Origin of the sequence: Butyrivibrio fibrisolvens, assembly GCF_023206215.1 — a bacterium.
GTDB classification, from domain to species: Bacteria; Bacillota; Clostridia; order Lachnospirales; family Lachnospiraceae; genus Butyrivibrio; species Butyrivibrio fibrisolvens_C.
In genome coordinates this window covers 1,793,844-1,812,687 of sequence record NZ_CP065800.1, presented here as the reverse complement: position 1 = coordinate 1,812,687, position 18,844 = coordinate 1,793,844, and the positions used below count along the sequence as shown (strand labels likewise).

The following is an 18,844-nucleotide window of genomic DNA, read 5'->3' as shown; positions in this document are numbered from 1 at the left end:
CAAAAAATCTCCAATTATTCCATCTGTTTCAGTGCTTCACTAATATCAAGACTCTCATCTTTTCTCAATCAGTACTTCCCATTTCTTTACGGCTACAGGAACTAAAAGTTTATCAACACTTACACCCAAGAGACCGCTGAGAACATAAAGGTTTTCAATCACGAAAAATGATCCTTTATGGCGCCATTTATTAACCGCCTGTGGAGTAATACCCAATTTATCAGCGATAGTCTTATCTTTTAACCCCTTTGCTTTAATAAGATCACACACCCTTTTCTTTGTAGCTTCAAGATCAAGACCCTTTACCCTGTCAGGTTCTTCCCAACATGCTGTGTAATCCAATAGTCCCAGTCTCTGCCGAAATCTATTCATTTCAATGATTTCCATTATTTTTTCATATTCTTCATCCATAAATATTTTCCCTCTATGTCTACTCTGAATGTAATCTTTTCATCAATCCCAAAGTTCCCAAAACCATTCTTTAAACATATCAATAGCTCTGTCCTTGCACTCGTCTCTATATTGGTCAAGTTTCCTACTTTCTTCAAAATATCGGTCTTCTATCTCTTTATATTCCGGCACATACCATGTAATCAATAAACCTATTCCTTTTCTCATATATATTGTATTGTAGATTAATTCCATTGTATATAAACCCGTGGTTGATAAATTAGAAAATCGCTCTATCAAAATGATTAAATAATAGTCCCAGAAACGGGTAACAGGCATCTGGGGGATGCCATGCTTGCGACTCCGAGCTCTGCGAGGGATCCCATAACCTTCCGCGTATGAAGCGGATGCTCTACCTCCCACGCTATCCTGGAATAGCGGACACAGAGGGTTGCTAGATGTCCGGGGGACATCTGCTTAGCAACGACCGGAGCGGAGCGTAGATCGAACCCACAACCTCCCGGTTAACAGCTGGGCGCTCTGCCGATTGAGCTATGTGTCCAAAACTACGGTAGCAGGACTCGAACCTGCAACACCCTGAGTCAGAGTCAGGTGCTCTACCAATTGAGCTATACCGCAATAATGCTGTTAGTGGGGCTCGAACCCACGACCTTCAGATTAAGAGTCTGCTGCTCTTCCAACTGAGCTACAACAGCTTAGTGCTCCCCACGGGGGTTGAACCCGCATCTCTCGGCTTAAAAGGCCGGTGCATATCCGCTCTGCCAAGGAAGCATAATTGGCCCGGGTGGGGGCGAACCACCTCGCAGGGATTTTCAGTCCCCAGCTCTACCAGTTGAGCTACAAGCCCTAAGAGACATAGGTGGGATTCGAACCCAGATATCCGTGAGGAATGTCGGTTTTCAAGACCGATGCTGTACCAACCACGCCAACTCTGCATATTTTTAGGCAAAAGAAAAACCGCTTGCCTTGTCATCTAAGGTAAGCGGTACGCAAACATGTTTATCTATAAGCTTCCAATCCGATCTCTATACAATCCGGCTCTTTGCCAAAACAACATTTTCTCGCATTTGCCTATCCTTAAATGAGCGCATGAAATTAAACATCCACTCTGATTTGCTCTGGAGTGATGATTCATAACTTTCGCTATAGAGGCAATAATTGCGATTCATTGTTGTCATGTCTCTGTCTTTTCCTTTCCGGGAGCTTTATCTGCTCCGCTTATCTCTTTCTACATCGTATAATAACACCGGCAACTTTAGTTGTCATTATATTTGTAGTATAAAATAATCAACCCCCAAAGCGATATTCCTTTTCTTCCTTCTCATTTGGAGTTAGTCCAAAAGCCTCTATTATCTTATCAGCAACCTGCTCAGGTGAAAGATTTGTATTGTCAACCTTAAGATGGTTTGTAAACCACACCTCACCCTCATACGAATTTAGCCTGTGATTCTTATTGTCATCTAGAAGATTAGTTCTGCTCCATTCCACATTCTTCTTCGAAGCTTTTTTCTCCATTCTATATGGAGTCTCGTTGCGAGCAAGCCTGGTCTCAAGATCCGCACTGAGCTCCACAAAGTAGAAGTCCCCACCGCTCTTTGTAAATAAGTCATGAAGACTTGTAAGATAATCTCTTTCCTCCTGCAATTCAAATGCTGTAACGTATGTAAAGATAAGGTCAACATCATACTTTACAGCCAATTCGAATACCTTTTCACGAAAGAAAGCGTTGAATTCCTTCTGCGCAGGCGTCGCAAACCCGAATATCTTGTCAGAAATCTCGATACTGTCATGATTGATCATCAGATTGTATTTCAATTTATCCCTAAGGCTCTCTGCCACCACCATCTTGCCAACAGCCTGAGGGCCGCACACTACTATAAGATTTGCCATTCATACCACCACCCTTAGTTATAATCTCTCAAAACATCAAGTCCAAGCAACAATGCTTTCTCATGGGACCCTGTACCAAATGACCTGGCATCATACTCATGCACATTAGCCAATGAATCAGCAGTGAACAGGAACTGTCCAAACTTCGCTCCACGTTTCCTGCAGCATGCTGCAAGGGCTGCACATTCCATTTCCACCACAGAACAGCCTTCCTCAAGGCGGTATCTCACCATATCCTTGGTCTCTCTGAAAAAGCCATCTGTTGTCCAGGTTGTACAGGTTACAAACGGAAGATCATGTTTATTAAATGAGCTTTCGATAGCTGCTATCGGTTCCTGATCAAGTTCAATATATCTGGATGCTGGAAGATAGTGATATGAAGTACCTTCAGCTCTCAACGCCTTTACCGGAACAATAAAAGCATCCTCCGGAAGATCCGCAAGAACTCCGCAAGAACCAACTGCAATTTTCATAGTGTTCTCCTCCTGAATGTAAAAAAATAGACCTTATCAAAACTATTTTAGCTTGATAAGGTCTAAATATTCTTGTTCAATGAATCAAACAGTTTACAGATTCATCATATAGAACGCCTCATCTCGCATGGTAATCTAAGCCCCTGAATATTTTCCACGAACACATAATTGACCACCATTCTATTGACGAGACGTGTATTTGTCATATAACTGGCATTCCTCCAAGATTATTAGTTGTAAGTATAGACATAGCCCTGTTAGCTGTCAATAACTTTTTGCCCCTCTTTAAATCTCTTTATCACTTCAGCTTTGCGCCATCCTTAAAAGCATTGCCCACCTTTTCTCCAACTCCGTAATATCCATTACCAAATGGATCAAAGCTTATAGGCTTAAGTTTGGTGATATCAACCGCTCCATCTGTCACTACACTTTCATCTGCAGAGACATTTACGATTTCTCCAATCAGAATGCCATCCTCAAAGCTCTTTACCTTACACTCAAGAGCAACAGGAAGTTCATCAATCAAAGGTGCATCAACAAACTCACTCTTTGTTGCGTGGAATCCGGCCTTTTCAAACTTATCAGGTACTTTTCTTCCTGATTCTATCCCAACATAATCGCAGGGAATCACCTGGTCTTCAGTAGCAAGACTTACTGTGAAAGCACCTCTCTTTGCGAGATTGTCAGTAGTCTTGTGTTCAGACAGGCTGATTGAAATCTCTTTAAAGTCAGTGGTTATACCCCAGGCTGCGTTCATAGCATTCGGTACTCCATTCTCATCATATGTTGCAATGATAAGAACTGGCTGCGGGTACATAAGTGGTTTTGCTCCAAAATTAACTCTGCTCATCTGTTTCCTCCTTTAGCACAAACACTGTTACTCGTCTTCTTCCCATCCCTTGCACACATCGCACCAGCCCTCGGCTCCTGTAACAGCTTCAAGCTCTGAAGGTGTAACTTTAACAGAAGTAAACTCATTACCTCCTGCAGGGTGGACATATTCAAATCTCTTCATGGATACATCCAGCCAGATAGGGATGTCATCAGCCACAGCAAAAGGACATACTCCACCTGGCTGGAATCCCGTGATACTCTCTACCTGATCTCTGGGTATCATGTGTGGCTTAGTGTGAAATAGTGATTTGAACTTAGAACTGTTAACCTTACCATCGCCTGCCATTACCACAATTACAGGCTTTTCATCTACCACAAAAGACAATGTCTTTGCAATCTCCGGTTTGGTGCAACCTATCTGCTGTGCAGCATGTTCAACTGTATCAATCGTCTCTGCATGCTCAGTAAGCCTATCACCAAGATTATTGGAGACAAGAAACTCTTTTACCCTTTCATTAATCATGTCTGCTTACTCCCCGATCATTTAAGAAGCTTGGAAAATTCCAAAGCCTTCCCTACATCACCGTCAACCTTAAGTTTGCCGATAGTAAAAGCTGCTATAGGATCTAACTTTCCACTGATTAGCTTATTAAAATCATCGGACTTGATTGATATAGCGCAGTTCCTGTCATGGTAATCGTAAGGCTCTATATTGATCTTGTGGTCCTTAACTTCAACGTAGAACACTCCGGGATCCTGATCTGTCAGATTCACCTGAACGGCAAGAAAATCCACATTTGAAACATCGGCATTTTCTGCTAGCTTTCTAAGTTTAGTAACTACTGTATCACGCTTCATATTCGTCCTCCTCACAAGATGTATCGGTCTCTGTTACCATTATATAGTTAGTAGCGCTTACTCTGCGTATGTATTTACCTATGGCTGATGATAGCCTGGGGTTATATCAGAATTATCACCTAATACACTTCCATATCCTTGCGTTTATTCACAGTTTGGTTTGCCGCATTTATCGAATTCTTCAAGGAAGAGTACATACCCTCAGCGATTTCCATTTCTGCAAACTCTTTGCAGACTAATCCCGCCATGTCAGAAAGAATTTCGGCATCTGAAAAAACAATGAAGTGGGTAGTCTGATTATTTCCACCGCTAGGCGCATATCTGCCTGCCTCAATCACTTTTTCTACAAGCGCTCTTTCCGGCATTTCTCCGGAATATCTTCTGGTACTTCTACTTCATGCCCTTCACAGAAAGCCCTGACCTTCTCGCTGTAGTTATTTCCACCATTGTATTTGCAGTTCTCACCTAAAAGGCATGCGCTAACAGCTATGACCATTACACTTTTCCATCCTTCTATGCTTTTCTTCGATTCTTTCTATATGTCTCAATTTCTTCCGCTATTGTGTTATAGTCTCTCTCAAACAATTTCTCATATGCCTGCTTCCACAGGATTTCACCGGGAACTTTTTCAATGAGCTTTTCCTGAACGAACAGCTTGCTCTTTTCTCTATATTTGGGAAGATCATTTCTCTCTAAAAGATGATTTAACTCAGTCCTCCACAGGATGGAGATTTTTCTCTTATCCTTGACCCTGGGATTTACCTCTGCTTGTCTCATCACATAAAAGTCAGGCGCACCGCTCTCGTCAGCTTCAACAGTGATAATTCCCCACCAGTCAGGTACATGCTCCTTTACATGAGCTGCGTGTGATGAACCAACAACAATAATGTTACGATCATAATACCAGTTATAGTTCTTGACTTGTTTCTCAAGCCTGGCATATGTATCAGCATCACTTTTGATCTCTATGCCGTACAGAAAATCCGGTGTAATCATGACGACGTCTGCCCTGGCACTGCCGGTTCTTTTCTCCTCAAGAATCCTCACTTTTCCAAATGAGTCTTCCAGAAAATCAAACAATGGTTCCCGAATATCCTTATCATAAAAAATATCCTTACTCATCTATAGTCCTTGAAGCAAAGTATCAAGAAGATCATCTACAACCTGCTTGTCTGCCTTGGTTGCAGGCTCCGACTTCTGTTGTAAAAAGAACTGATCTCTAACTATCTGCTTTACCATGTTTAAACCTCAATCTTATCCTTTGTTTTTGACCTTGTTTTTATCTTTGGCCCTAACCACTTCAACGGTGGAAAAGAGCTTTATCAGCGTCATCCTTCGCCACTTTTTGTATCTATTTTAATCAATGCAGAATAATTCAAGCAACATCTTTCTCATTCCTTTTATGTCTAAGGGCTTTTCTTCAGTCTCATATGTAAAAATCAGGTTTTCTCCCGGATAGATTCCACTAGCTCTGTACAAATCCATCTTTTCCATGGCATCCATTCTGTACCCCGCATCTCCCATCCTCCCAAAATGCTCAAAATAGATTTCTTGTTTGGTCTTTAAATTCAGTAGCATGAAATCTGGGTATCTTATTTCTCCGTTTGCCATTTGGACAGGATATTCATATCGATATGGTATTCCAAACTCGTATAGAGTATCTGCGATAATAGCTTCAGATTTAGATCTGACCTTCTCTCCTCTTCGAGTATCAAATATTTTCTTTTCTGGCTTGTATGGATTTGGTTTGAATGTCTTAGACTGCCATCCTTTGGCAATTAGATCACTAGTAGAGATGTATGGTATTACAAACTTTTTTCTCTCAGTAGATAATAAGCGGTTTATAAATGATTTCAATAGATGTTACATTCAAGAATACGGGTGCCGCAAATCGGCGCCCGAAAAATTACATATAAATATCAGGACAATTTGAAACTATCCCGTCTCAAATCTGTATAAATACTGGTCCTATTACTCATTAACACCCTTAAGAGACGGGAATAGAAGTACATCCATGTACTTCTGGGCATTCCCCTATTACGTCCTGTAACGTCGGGAATAGAAGTACATCTTTGTACTTCTGGACATTCCCTTTTTACGTCCTGTAATGTCGGGAATAGAAGTACATCTTTGTACTTTTATTTTTTAGTTAAGAGGATTCTTATAGAATTCCTTAAAGTTATTGTAACCTTGCTCTTCAAGGGCCTGCTTCTGGAATTTCTTATTCTTGTTCATGCGAACCACAAGTATCTGCTCACCATTCTTACGAGCTTCCTGAGCCTGTCCAAGAATATCTGAAAGCATCTGTCCGCTAATACCCTTCTCGATAAGGTATGCTGTCTTATCTGCAACGCCCGGAACCTTGAATCCCTCATCCATCATGATCATTATGATTCTCTCAAATCCAATTGAGAATCCGCATGCAGGAGTCTCCTGACCCAGGAACTTGCCTACCATCTTGTCGTAACGACCACCGCCACCGCAGCTTCCTCCATACTGAGGCATTGCGATCTCAAAAATAGTTCCTGTATAATAGCTCATTCCTCTTACAAGAGTAGGATCAAATACTATTTCAAACTCTGCTGCCTTATTGGCATCTACGCTTGAGATTATCTCTTCAAGATTAAGCTTTGCATCTGCTTCAAGGAAATCTCCTAGTGTTTCAGCAAGGAATTTAAGTCCTTCGATACCCTTGTTAACTTCAAGTCCCTTGAAAAGACCAAGATACTTATCTACAGATTCTTTAGAATATCCGTTTTCGATAAGTTCAGCTTCTACGCCTTCAAGGCCAATCTTGTCCATCTTATCAACTGTAATAAATACAGAATCATATGACTCTTCTGAGAATCCGGCATATGCTGCCATATCCTTAAGAATCCTTCTATCATTGATACGGATCTGGAATCCTTTAAAGCCAAGCTTGCCAAGAGTAGATGTTGTAGCAAGGATAAGCTCTATCTCTGCGAGGTTAGAAGGCTCACCAAGGATATCTATATCACACTGCATGAACTGACGATATCTTCCCTTCTGAGGACGGTCAGCTCTCCATACATATCCCATCTGCAGTGCCTTAAAAGGAGATGGAAGTTCATTGGCATGATTAGCATAAAAACGTACAAGCGGTACAGTAAGGTCATATCTAAGTCCTGAATCTGTGAGATCATTCTCCTCTTTAGCTTCAGCAAGGCGAAGCTTCTCGCCTCTTTTCATGATCTTGAATATAAGCTTTTCGTTATCTCCGCCCTGTTTGGAATTAAGATTTGCAAGTGACTCAACGCAAGGTGTATCTATACTTGTAAAACCATATCTTGCATATGTCTCCTTGATCACTCCAATTACATAGTCGCGCAGCTGCATCTCTGCAGGAAGCACGTCCTTCATTCCTGTTACGGGCTTTTTAATAAGAGCCATGAATATTTCCTCTTCTTTCTATCTGTTGATTATTATAGACTTTAATTTTCTATCAGTCGCAAATTATAACATATTCCTTTAGTCTAGTAAAGCAGGCAAGCATTTTGCGTCTCGACTTGATCTGCAAGTAAATCTGTTATATCTCTTAATCCAGTACGTTTATTGTCCTGTCTGGATCTGGGAGTAAATCTCTTCTACATCTGAAAGCAGTACACTTACTGTCTCGCCTTGATCTGTTGCTCCTGTGAGCATACCAATATAGTGACCATATGCATCAAAGGTTGGACCTCCGCTCATGCCTGCGTCTGCACTACATCTGCAGTAGAGCATATCCTGAAGGAGCGCAGAAACATAGACTGATGGTTCCATAATGTATCCAGCATAAGATGTATCAGCAATCATACCAGTCGTATTGCCTGATACAAGGTCCTGGCGCATTATCTCTTTGGAATGGATTACAAACATGGGTTCTTCTGCAGATAATACAGTTGTCTGACTATCATAGGGAACTACACATCGAAGCTGTTTTAGCTCATCTTCATCCATACAGGATGAATCAACAGACAAAAAGGCACAGTCTGCATCATCATCAAATGCTTCCACTGTAAATTCCGATATCACGCCGTTATAAAAAACTACATATCCAAGAGCATTTTTAGTAACTACCTGAGATATAACATGATAATTGGTAGCTACTAAAATAGTATTTTCATCATATTCCCATATGCATCCGCTTCCAAAACTTCCGTATATCGAAGGATCTGTTATGGAAGGATCAACTACCTGAGAATTAGAATCCAAAGTATAATAATCTGCATTACCAGTATGCGAGGTATTAAAATCTGTATCACTAGTATAAGAGGCATCAGAATATACACTGCCTGAAAGATCTGTATATATATGGATCTGAACCATTGTTTGCTTAGCATTTTCAAAAGAGGCGCCAAGATCAGGTTCATCGAGAATAGTCATAGGAGTTCCTTTATTTTTGGAAAAGCCTATGAATTCTTTGAAATCATCAAATTGTAGTGTGATTATTGCCACAAATACAAATATCCCCAGCAGAAATACTGACAGGGATATCTTTTTGGCTTGTTGTGATATATTTTTGCTCATATTTTTTTAGAAGAGCAGACCTGTAAGCCGGGTTATGTCTAGGATGATCATCTATCTAGAACGCCTGTTGCCAGACGCTTCAAGCGACCCACCTGAAAGCGGACCGGGCCGGCCCATAGCTTTCTATTCGGTCTTGCTTCGGATAGGGTTTACATGGCTACGGATGTTACCACCCGCACGGTAGTCTCTTACACTGCCTTTCCACCCTTACCAACAAAAGTTGGCGGTATATCTCTGTTGCACTATCCCGGGAGTCACCTCCGCCGGACGTTATCCGGTATCCTGCCCTTTGAAGCCCGGACTTTCCTCACCTGCACCCTTTCGGGTATTGCAGCCGCGATCATCTAGTCTGCTCAGATATTTAATTTACGCCTTTAGTTGTAAAGTTGTCAAGATAATATATAGCATTCAGATTCAAAATCTTGAATCTAACCAGCAATCTTTTTATATTAACTTTTTATATCATCTTTTATATTAACTTTTATATCATCTTGTTTGAATCAAACATTAAATATGCTTCCGCCTACAAATTCCCTGACAATTGAATTGTGAGGAAGTTCTGTAGAGTCAATACCTATAAAGTAGTCAAGGAACTTAAGAAGTCTTTTGGCTTCATAATATTCCGGATCATCTTTGGTGATAGAGAAAAGAAGCGGTTCAGCCTGATTCTTAAGAACTGCAAGCTCATATATCTGGGCTGAATTGAACATCTCATCAGCACTTTCCTGGAACGGGAAGATATTCCTCTCCTCACCTCTTCTTACAGACGGCCACATAGATATTGTCTTCTTGCCTGATGCACCTCTGGTTCTGGCATCGCGAACCATACGTCTTATGAGTCTTGCATCTGTGGTAGAGATACGATTATGTGCATCAACATTAAGAGTTGTAAGCGAACTTACATAAATCTTGTATTTACTGTCTTTGGGAAGTGAATAGCTCATTTCTTCATTAAGTCCATGTATTCCCTCAATTACAAAGATATCGTCTTCGCCAAGTTTCATTGGATTGCCGGTATATTCACGCTTACCTGTAAGGAAGTTAAATACAGGAAGGTCCACTTCTTCACCGTTAAGAAGCTTGGTCATATCTTCGTTGAACTGCTCTATATCCATAGCTCCAAGGCATTCAAAATCGTAATTGCCATCTTCATCTCGCGGCGTATCCTCACGATTTTTAAAATAATTATCAAGTGATATCTGATGAGGCACAAGGCCGTGTGTACGAAGCTGTATAGCAAGTCTGTGCGAGAAGCTTGTCTTACCGGAAGAACTGGGTCCTGCGATCATGACAAACTTAACATGAGGAGATGAATAGATATTCTCTGCTATCTTACCAATACGGTGCTCCTGAAGAGCTTCCTGAACGAGAATAAGATCACTGAGTCTTCCGGAACATATGGCGTTATTGAGATCACCTACATTCTCTATTCCCATCATATGGCCCCAGTTACTAGACAGAATCATCTGCTCAAAAACTTTCTCTCTGGGATCAAAAGTTCTGATCTCATTGGGGCTTGATGCCGGAGGAAGAACAAGCAATACTCCTGCATGGTATTTCTGAACTTTGAAATATTCTACATAGGATGTATTAGGAAGCATATATCCATAGAAATAATCGCAGAATCCGTCCATTCGATAAACATTGATCTCGCTGGCTCTGCGATATTTAAAAAGATTGACCTTGTCAATCATTCCTTGTTTACTAAATATCTCCATAGCGTCGTCAATAGGATATGTCTTCTTGGTGATAGGAAGAGCCTGATCACGCATTTCTTCCATGCGGGCCTGCAACTTTTTGACAAAATCACCACTGACATTTTCAATTTCCTTGTCCTTGTTCTTAAATGTGCAGTAATATCCGTATCCTATTGTAAACTCGACTTTTGTACGTACATTTGGATTAACATCATGTGCTGCCTTGATGAGCATCATAATAGCTGTTCTTCCATATGTCTTGTGTCCTATACTGTCATCCATCGTAACAAAAGAAAGGACTCCATCATTTTCAACTTTCTTAAAGAGTTCACGGATCTTGCCATTAAATATCACTAGTCCTATACGATTAGTAAAGCGAACCTGATACTCCTTAGCTATTTCTTCGAAAGTAGTTCCTTTCGCGTATTCTTTTCTCTCACCCTGAATCACTAATGTAGGCATAATCAATACCTCCTTAATAATTAATGCATAAGATCAAATATCCTGATATGGCGGCTTGTACTCAGCACACATTACTTCAAGTCCGGGAAGTTCTCTGTGCAAAAAGTCCCTCATGTAAGGTATAAATATTTTCTCAAGTCCGTAATGACTTGCATCTATAACAGGCAGTCCGCATGCCACTGCATCGATTCCGTCGTGGTGACCTATATCTCCTGTTATGAGCACATCAACTTTCTTGTCTATAGCATTCTGGATTACGTCAGATCCTGAACCCGGACATATGGCAACTCTTTTTATTTTCTTGGCCGGATCGCCGTACATACGAACATTCCCTATATGGAAACACTCCTTAACATAACGGGCACATTCTATAAGCGACATCTTTGAAGGAAGATCGCCAATCCGACCTATTCCCTCTCTCGACAGATCATCTTCATAAGTGACGTCAAGCACTTCTCTATGTTCAAGCTTCATCTCATCTGCTGCCGCATCTGCCATCCCCATAACATCAAAATTAGTATGCATGGCATAATAACTGATATCATAGCGTATAAGTCTTAATATCCTACGACCTATAAAATCACTGTCGCTGACATTTTTGATTCCTTTAAAAATAAGCGGATGATGTGTAAGGAGCATATCTGCATCTACCCGTACTGCTTCATCAACGATCTCATCTGTTGCATCCAGCGCTATAAAAATTCTCTGGACTTCTTTTTCTCTGCGACCTGCAAGAAGTCCTACATTATCCCAGTCTGATGCAAAGGAAACCGGAGACAACTGTTCTAAATGTTCTATAATGTCGCGACACTGCATTTTCTTTCCCCCTGTCAAAAAAGATGGAGCGCCATTTTGATATCCGCTTGTTCTAAAGATACCTGGTCAAAGCGTCCCTGGTGAGACTTCCCAGCATCTTTTATCTTACTTAAAATTGTATCACAGACTTCATTGCCATGCACAAGAAAGCTCTTAAAATCCGCCTTCCCAGATAATAATATGCATGGTCCAAAACGGTCACATAATCTTACGAGTTGAGAATCTGTAACTATAATATTCTTATCTTTTAAGCGCTTTCTGGTTTCAAAAATAGCATCTTTGTAAGAATCAGGAAGCATTGATATCTTGATATCTGTATCTACACCTGTGTCTGTATCTATACTTGTGTCTGTCATATTATCACGATAAGTTTTATTACAATACTTATCCTTATTATCCTGTTCCTCAAGGTATATAACATGGGCTTTGATCACAGGATAATACTTGCCATCTTCTAAGAGAAAATCTTCTTTTTGTATCTCGTATCCATTTTCTCTTAAAAAGATACGGAAGTTCATTATCTCAGACTGAGGCTCAAGTATAAGAGTTTTAAGGCCGAATCTGCGCGGCGGATTACTTTCAAGGATCTTTCTCATAAGAGGACCTCCCATACCTGCACAGATCATTGTATCAGCTTCACCTTCCTTAAGCTTCTCAAGACCATCTGAAAGCCTTGTTTCTATCATGTCATTAAGACCATACTCTTCTACATGAAGAGTTGCTCTTTCAAGCGGTCCCTTTCGTACATCCATGGCAATGGCATGTTCTATACGATGACTTAGTGCAAGATAAATAGGGACAAATCCATGATCTGTCCCTACATCCGCTATTTTACTTCCTTCCGGCACCATATCTGCTACTGTTTTGAGCCTGTTTGAAACAGGCGGAAGACTATTTTTATCTAATTCTTTTTTATTCATATATCTTTTTACTCAATCCTAAATGTACGTTCATCCTCGTCTACAGGTATATCTCTTTGCTCTATGCGATCAATACTGATATACCTTCCGCGTCCAATCTGATCTAGAAAAAGATCGATCTGCTCTTTGTCACCTTGAAGCTGGGCTTTGACTGAACCGTCCCATTCATTGTGAACAAAGCCTGTAATCCCTAAGCTATTGGCTATATGATAAGCAGTATAACGAAAACCAACGCCTTGAACGCCGCCATAAAATACCATTTCTTTTCTGATCATGTAATCAAATCCCCTTATCAATAGGGTAATAATATACTGTTGTAAAAGCAAATAATTGTATCAATATATCATAGGTATACTTATGCTACCTATAAGATCTTTATTTGATCAAATCTTTGGAATCAAGAACAATAGTAAATGGGCCATCATTGGTAAGGCTTACTTTCATATCTGCTCCAAATACACCTTTTTCGACAACAGGTACTTTCTCTTTACATTTACTAATTATATATTCATATAGATCGTTAGCAAGCTCGGGTCCGGCAGCATCGGTAAATCCCGGGCGATTACCATGTCTGCAATCTGCATAGAGAGTAAACTGCGATATTAGAAGGAGCTGTCCATCTACTTTGTCTAGAGACAGATTGGTCTTACCGTTTTCATCTGCAAAAATTCTAAGACCTAGCATCTTCTTAACCATTACATCAGCAATTTCTTTAGTATCTTCATGTCCTATTCCTATGAGGACCATAAAGCCTTTGCCTATTTTCCCTTTAACTTCACCATCAACTGTAACCTGTGAATCAGTAACTACCTGTATTACAAAACGCATTTTTAACCTCATGTCGCGAGCAAAACAAGTGATTAATAGTTCAAATTGGTGGAGCTCGCGGCACCAATTTGGGTTTGAAAACAAATCATTTTCAAGCCTTACTTCGCTATTGTATTATGGATTATTGCCCCCTTCAGCTTCTATCTCTTTAATGATACATTCGTTTCCTTTTAAAAGCCAGGTTTCGCCGCTATGGCAGTAGGGACATTCTCTTCCGTATTTTACTGTTTCATATTCTTTTTTACAAGAGTTGCACCAGGTGACTGCCGGTATCTGTTCCAGTTTAAGAGTAGAGTCTTTGAGTACCGGATGTCGACCTTTGAAATAATCCCAGCATTCAACAAAATAATCTGTCATTATTCCTGACACTTCGCCTATCTGCAATGTTACTGAGCCTATCTTGGTGAGGTTATTCTCTATTGCTGTTTCATCAAGCGTTTTGGCAAGATGAGTAACAATTCCCATTTCATGCATATACTAATTCCTCGTGAAATGTATTTTTCTTTTTATAATTCAAATGTCTCTACGAATCCGTAGAGACATTTGGATTTTAGGTCATATTATAATCCGGATGTCAAAATTCTCTTCTGACACCATATGACGTAGTCTTTATTTTCTTGAAGTCTTTATTATTTGTATTCTTTTATTATTTTGTATTCTTATCGCCAGAGAAAAGAATCTTGAAGTTACGCTTTAACGCATACTTTGCAACAGGTCCTATCTTATCTTCACACCTTATCATATTGGTGCACCCCGGAAGATCTCTAGTAAGGTGGATAGCATCAAATTCACATCTTGTAGTGCAAAGTCCGCATCCGATACAGCGGTTTAGATCTACTGTTGTAGCACCACATCCAAGGCATCTCTTACTCTCTGCAATGATCTGCTGCTGTGTCAGAGGTTCTCTAAGATCATGATAGGTTCCTTTTGCATCACCTGCTTTTACTCCGGCAACCTGGCGAGGGGTATTATCATAACTTGCAACACTGATATCATCCTTATCAAGTTCGATAAACTCTCTCTTATCACGTGCGATAGTAAGTGACTGTCCCTTATGAACGAACCTATGCATGGACTCACAGGCTTTTTTGCCATCAGCAATTGCATCTATAGCAAAGCGAGCGCCGTGTCCTATGTCTCCTCCAACGAAGATATCCGGTTCGCCTGTCTGGAATGTAAGGCTGTCATGAACAGCTGTGCCGCCGCGGCCAAGTTCAACTTTGGTTCCTTCTAAAAGTGAGCCCCACTCAGCAGACTGTCCGATTGCCTGAAGTACATTGCTGCAAGATATTGTGATTGTATCATTTTCATCATATGAAGGATTGAATCTTCCATCTGAATCTTTGACACTGGTGCAGCGTTTGAACACGATTCCTGTTACAACAGTCTGTCCATCAACTTCCTTGGTGAGAATCTCTTTTGGTCCCCATCCATTCTTGACTTCAATTCCTTCTGCCTTCGCTTCTTCTACTTCATCAGCTGCTGCCGGCATCTCTTTTTCTGATTCGAGGCAGAGCATTGTAACTTTACCATCTGTACTTCTTGCAGCAGTTCTTGCTACGTCTACAGCAACGTTACCACCGCCAACTACTACAACATCTCCGTTTAGCTTTACAGTATCTGAATTTCCATCCTTAGAAAGTCCAAGTGCAACTCTCTTAAGGAATGATACGCCGGATTCTACGCCTTCTGCGTCTTCTCCGGCAACTCCAGCCTTTCGGCCACCCTGGAGACCTATAGCAATATAGAATGCCTTATAGCCTTCTTCTCTAAGCTGACTTATAGTCTTATCTTTACCGACTTCTACGCCGAATCTGAACTCTACGCCCATCTTCTCGAGAACTTCTATCTCTGCTTTTAACACACTTTTTTCCAGACGGAAATTAGGGATTCCATTCATGAGCATACCGCCTGCTCTGTCTTCTTTTTCGAAAACAGTAACATCATATCCTCTGGTACGCAGATAATATGCACATGTCATGCCGGCAGGGCCAGCTCCAATAACTGCCATCTTGTAATCAGCGCCCCACATACCGCCATCATCTTTTTCACAGATAGGGATGTATCTTTCTGATTCGTTAAGCTCTTTTGCTGCGATGAACTTCTTGATCTCATCTATTGCTACAGGCTTATCTATAGTGCCTCTCGTACATGCATCTTCACATCTTCTGTTGCAGATAGCTCCGCATACTGCAGGGAATGGATTGTCCTGCTTGATGAGTTTAAGGGCATCCATATATCTGCCTTCGCCTGCCATCTTGACGTATCCCTGAACAGCAAGATGAGCAGGGCAGTTAGCCTTACATGGAGCTGTACCTGTATCGTAACAGTTGATCTTAGCATCCTCTCTATAGTTTACGTTCCAGTTATCAGCTGTCCATTTTGTATTATCAGGTAAAAGAGTAAGTGGATACTCTACCTTAGATCCGTCCTTCTTGCAAAGCTTCTGTCCCAGCTTAGCTGCGCCTACCGGGCAGACTTCTACGCACTTACCGCAGGCAACACACTTATCTGTCTCTACATGCGCACGATATGCGCTTCTAGACATATTAGGTGTATTATAAAGCTGAGATGTACGGAGGGCATTGCAGACACCGGGAGCGCAGTTGCAGATGCCTACTATCTTATCTTCTCCGTCAATATTGGTTGTCTGATGTACGAAACCGTGACGTTCTCCTCTTTCTAATACTTCAAGAGCTTCTTCGTATGTTATATAGCGAGCTGTACCTCTATCTACGAGGAATTCTGCCATATCACCTACTCCGATACAGAATTCACCGTTGACTTCACCGCTTCCTTCGCCTCGCATCTCCTGCTGCTTACGACATGTACACTGGCTGACTGAATACTTGTCATATTTCTTGAGCCAATGTGACAGGTGTTCTACAGAAACTGACTGTGACTGGGTCTGGATAGCTTTCTCTACAGGGATGACATGCATTCCGACTCCGGCTCCGCCCATAGGGATATTGGGAGTCATGCCTTCAAGAGGCATCTGTGTCATAAGGTTGAAAAATGATGCAATCCTTGGATGCTCATCTGTGAGTTTATCCTGCATCATCATAAATTCTGCAGATCCCGGTACGAATATCGGAACATCATACTGCTTGGTATGCTCGGGGTTCTCTCTGTTCATTTCAAGAACACCGATCCATGTAAGATGATCTATCATCTTCTGAGTATCTTCAAGTGACATGTTATTCATCTTGGCAAGCTGTTCAGGCTTGTAATTAACACGTGTCTTCTTGAAACTAAGAAGAAATTTAGCTTCTTCTTTAGTGAGCACATCATCAAGTGCCCAATACTCAGGATCATCAACACCAAGCGAATGAGTAAGCTTAACAGCATAACGATCTGTTATCATCTCACCAAGTTTTTTGATAACCTTCTCCTTCTCAGGATCCTTAGCCTTGTAAGAAGGATCCTGCACGAAATCCCTCTCATTAGTCATACGATTCTTCTGTTCTTTCATCTCTTACCTAACCTTTACCCTTTTTTATAAAAACATTATCAGGACCTTGCCATCCTGAATTTTTTTATTCTTTCCAAAGTGCCATCTGACTTAAAAGAAAGTCTTCAAAGTCATCCATTCCTTCACCTGTCTTTGCCGAAACAGGGAATATGGCAATATCCGAGTTAAGACGCTTTACCCTTTCAATACACTTTTCAAGATCAAAGTCAAAATAATCTTTGGTATCCATCTTGGTTATAACAAGCGCATCGCTTTTTTCGAACATGAGTGGATATTTAAGAGGCTTATCATCACCTTCCGGAATGCTGAGTATCATGATATTCCTGCCAGCTCCTGTATCAAATTCTGCAGGGCATATAAGATTGCCTACATTCTCAAGGAAAATAAGATCAAGATCATCACATCCCATAGCATCCATGGCACGTCTTGTCATTCCTGCATCCATATGACACATTCCATCTGTGTGAGCCTGAATACTTCTTGCTCCAAGGTTTTCTATCTTTAATGCATCTACATCAGAAGCTATGTCTGCCTCCATAACTCCTATCTTCTTTTCTTTACCAAGATCTTTGATGATTCTTGACAAAAGAGTTGTCTTGCCTGATCCGGGTGATGACATCAGATTTATAAGAAGGGTTCCTTTTGCCTTAAGTTCCATTCTCATAGCATCTGCATCTGCATCATTAGATGCTGTGACCGAAGCATTGAGTTCAATTGTCTTCATATTATTCCTCCATTACGAGTCTTTGTGTAAGTCCGGTAATCCGAATATCAGATTCGAATTTGCCATCAGGGCTATTTGGGCTCGTATCAAATAGTCGTGTAAAAAATTGTCATATCGATACAATTTTTCACACTATCTGCTCCTCTCAATCTGCTGTGTAAGCCAGTTTATCCATTCATCAAATCCGTCGCCTTTAAGAGATGAGACTTCTATTATCTCAATATCGGGGTTAAGAGCTTTAACCCTTTTCTTACAAGCATCAAAATCAAAATCAAACACAGGAGCTACATCTATCTTACCAATGAGCATACAGTCGCTTACGCTGAACATAAGAGGGTACTTAAGCGGCTTATCATCACCTTCCGGAACGCTCAGTATCATAACGCGCTTATTGGCTCCAACATCAAATTCTGCCGGGCAGACCAGATTGCCGACATTTTCAAGAAATACTACATCGACATCATCAAGTCCAAGTCCCTCAAGGCCTCTTCTTGTCATATCTGCATCCATATGGCAGCTTCCGCCTGTATGGAGCTGTATAACCTTGGCTCCTGCCAACGATACAGTTTTAGCATCTACATCGCTGTCAACATCAGCCTCCATGACACCTATCCTGTATTTATCTTTAAGTGCATTTATAGTACGTACAAGTGTTGTAGTTTTCCCAGCGCCTGGAGATGCCATAAGATTTACAAGAAATATCTTATGTTCATCCAGGAGTTTTCTGACTTTGGCTGCTTCTGCATCATTGTCAGCAATAACCCGTTCTTTAGTTTCCAAAATCTCAAATGTTCTGTCGCTCATTGCTGTATCCTTTCCTGACAAAGTTATAACACACTCGAAAACTTATTTTACATAGTTAGTTTCCTTTTTTCAATTAGCATTTCATTCAAAAATAACCTCGAAGACTTGTGCAGTTATCCCTTTTTTAT

21 protein-coding genes, 6 tRNA genes, 1 other RNA gene and 2 pseudogenes are annotated in these 18,844 nt (G+C 40.8%); all 30 read right to left on the bottom strand.

What is annotated here, in order from left to right; genetic code table 11:
• Positions 1-54: 54 nt before the first annotated feature.
• Positions 55-411 (bottom strand): helix-turn-helix domain-containing protein, encoded by a 357-nt coding sequence (locus I7804_RS07445; RefSeq protein WP_248405725.1) that lies wholly within the window; start codon positions 409-411, stop codon positions 55-57.
• A gap of 42 nt (positions 412-453) precedes the next feature.
• On the bottom strand, positions 454-645 hold the full coding sequence (locus I7804_RS07440) for a hypothetical protein (protein ID WP_248405723.1): 192 nt from the start codon (positions 643-645) through the stop codon (positions 454-456).
• 183 nt (positions 646-828) lie between these two features.
• Positions 829-952: transfer RNA gene (locus I7804_RS07435), tRNA-Asn, on the bottom strand.
• A 4-nt stretch (positions 953-956) separates the two neighbouring features.
• Positions 957-1,029, bottom strand: a tRNA-Gln gene (locus I7804_RS07430).
• A gap of 4 nt (positions 1,030-1,033) precedes the next feature.
• A tRNA-Lys gene (locus tag I7804_RS07425) sits at positions 1,034-1,106 on the bottom strand.
• A 4-nt stretch (positions 1,107-1,110) separates the two neighbouring features.
• Positions 1,111-1,182 (bottom strand) — tRNA-Lys (locus tag I7804_RS07420).
• A gap of 5 nt (positions 1,183-1,187) precedes the next feature.
• Positions 1,188-1,258: transfer RNA gene (locus I7804_RS07415), tRNA-Phe, on the bottom strand.
• A gap of 4 nt (positions 1,259-1,262) precedes the next feature.
• A tRNA-OTHER gene (locus I7804_RS07410) sits at positions 1,263-1,338 on the bottom strand.
• A 360-nt stretch (positions 1,339-1,698) separates the two neighbouring features.
• A complete protein-coding gene (locus I7804_RS07405; protein ID WP_110074067.1) occupies positions 1,699-2,301 on the bottom strand; it encodes an AAA family ATPase in 603 nt (200 codons plus the stop codon).
• Between the two features lie 14 nt (positions 2,302-2,315).
• On the bottom strand, positions 2,316-2,774 hold the full coding sequence (locus I7804_RS07400) for a nucleoside phosphorylase (RefSeq protein ID WP_248405721.1): 459 nt from the start codon (positions 2,772-2,774) through the stop codon (positions 2,316-2,318).
• 298 nt (positions 2,775-3,072) lie between these two features.
• Positions 3,073-3,624, bottom strand: a complete 552-nt coding sequence (locus tag I7804_RS07395) for a flavin reductase family protein (protein WP_022753611.1) — start codon at positions 3,622-3,624, stop codon at positions 3,073-3,075.
• A 27-nt stretch (positions 3,625-3,651) separates the two neighbouring features.
• Entirely contained in the window at positions 3,652-4,131 is a 480-nt protein-coding gene (locus I7804_RS07390; RefSeq protein WP_248405719.1) for a YbaK/EbsC family protein, read from the bottom strand.
• Positions 4,132-4,148: 17 nt separating this feature from the next.
• The gene (locus I7804_RS07385) at positions 4,149-4,466 is read right to left on the bottom strand and encodes an SCP2 sterol-binding domain-containing protein (RefSeq protein WP_248405717.1); all 318 of its coding nucleotides are present in this window, start codon (positions 4,464-4,466) and stop codon (positions 4,149-4,151) included.
• 119 nt (positions 4,467-4,585) lie between these two features.
• Entirely contained in the window at positions 4,586-4,831 is a 246-nt protein-coding gene (locus I7804_RS07380) for a nitroreductase family protein (RefSeq protein WP_248405716.1), read from the bottom strand.
• A gap of 26 nt (positions 4,832-4,857) precedes the next feature.
• Positions 4,858-4,962, bottom strand: a pseudogene (locus tag I7804_RS19270) (DUF523 domain-containing protein); the annotation flags it as partial.
• A 17-nt stretch (positions 4,963-4,979) separates the two neighbouring features.
• Complete coding sequence (locus tag I7804_RS07370; RefSeq protein ID WP_248405950.1) at positions 4,980-5,576, bottom strand: sce7726 family protein; 597 nt, start codon at positions 5,574-5,576, stop codon at positions 4,980-4,982.
• 27 nt (positions 5,577-5,603) lie between these two features.
• Positions 5,604-5,705 (bottom strand): annotated as a pseudogene (locus I7804_RS19265) (peptide deformylase); the annotation flags it as partial.
• A 117-nt stretch (positions 5,706-5,822) separates the two neighbouring features.
• Positions 5,823-6,323, bottom strand: a complete 501-nt coding sequence (locus I7804_RS07360; RefSeq protein WP_248405714.1) for a hypothetical protein — start codon at positions 6,321-6,323, stop codon at positions 5,823-5,825.
• A 288-nt stretch (positions 6,324-6,611) separates the two neighbouring features.
• Positions 6,612-7,877, bottom strand: coding sequence for a histidine--tRNA ligase (hisS, locus tag I7804_RS07355; protein WP_022753615.1), 1,266 nt, complete (start codon positions 7,875-7,877; stop codon positions 6,612-6,614).
• A gap of 159 nt (positions 7,878-8,036) precedes the next feature.
• The gene (locus I7804_RS07350) at positions 8,037-8,993 is read right to left on the bottom strand and encodes a S1 family peptidase (RefSeq protein WP_248405712.1); all 957 of its coding nucleotides are present in this window, start codon (positions 8,991-8,993) and stop codon (positions 8,037-8,039) included.
• A gap of 7 nt (positions 8,994-9,000) precedes the next feature.
• An RNA gene (rnpB, locus tag I7804_RS07345) (RNase P RNA component class A) lies at positions 9,001-9,349 on the bottom strand.
• Between the two features lie 144 nt (positions 9,350-9,493).
• On the bottom strand, positions 9,494-11,152 hold the full coding sequence (locus I7804_RS07340) for a nucleoside kinase (protein ID WP_248405711.1): 1,659 nt from the start codon (positions 11,150-11,152) through the stop codon (positions 9,494-9,496).
• Between the two features lie 33 nt (positions 11,153-11,185).
• Positions 11,186-11,968: a Nif3-like dinuclear metal center hexameric protein gene (locus I7804_RS07335; RefSeq protein ID WP_022753618.1), complete on the bottom strand. Its 783-nt coding sequence runs from the start codon at positions 11,966-11,968 to the stop codon at positions 11,186-11,188.
• Between the two features lie 14 nt (positions 11,969-11,982).
• Positions 11,983-12,888, bottom strand: coding sequence for a class I SAM-dependent methyltransferase (locus tag I7804_RS07330; protein WP_248405709.1), 906 nt, complete (start codon positions 12,886-12,888; stop codon positions 11,983-11,985).
• An 8-nt stretch (positions 12,889-12,896) separates the two neighbouring features.
• Positions 12,897-13,163, bottom strand: coding sequence for an acylphosphatase (locus I7804_RS07325; RefSeq protein ID WP_027216787.1), 267 nt, complete (start codon positions 13,161-13,163; stop codon positions 12,897-12,899).
• A gap of 100 nt (positions 13,164-13,263) precedes the next feature.
• A complete protein-coding gene (gene dtd / locus I7804_RS07320; protein ID WP_022753621.1) occupies positions 13,264-13,716 on the bottom strand; it encodes a D-aminoacyl-tRNA deacylase in 453 nt (150 codons plus the stop codon).
• A 114-nt stretch (positions 13,717-13,830) separates the two neighbouring features.
• A complete protein-coding gene (locus tag I7804_RS07315) occupies positions 13,831-14,181 on the bottom strand; it encodes a hydrogenase maturation nickel metallochaperone HypA (protein ID WP_331477871.1) in 351 nt (116 codons plus the stop codon).
• Between the two features lie 181 nt (positions 14,182-14,362).
• On the bottom strand, positions 14,363-17,167 hold the full coding sequence (locus tag I7804_RS07310) for an FAD-dependent oxidoreductase (protein ID WP_248405949.1): 2,805 nt from the start codon (positions 17,165-17,167) through the stop codon (positions 14,363-14,365).
• An 85-nt stretch (positions 17,168-17,252) separates the two neighbouring features.
• The gene (gene hypB / locus I7804_RS07305) at positions 17,253-17,912 is read right to left on the bottom strand and encodes a hydrogenase nickel incorporation protein HypB (protein WP_022753624.1); all 660 of its coding nucleotides are present in this window, start codon (positions 17,910-17,912) and stop codon (positions 17,253-17,255) included.
• Positions 17,913-18,044: 132 nt separating this feature from the next.
• Positions 18,045-18,716: a hydrogenase nickel incorporation protein HypB gene (gene hypB, locus I7804_RS07300; protein ID WP_027206580.1), complete on the bottom strand. Its 672-nt coding sequence runs from the start codon at positions 18,714-18,716 to the stop codon at positions 18,045-18,047.
• Positions 18,717-18,844: the final 128 nt, after the last annotated feature.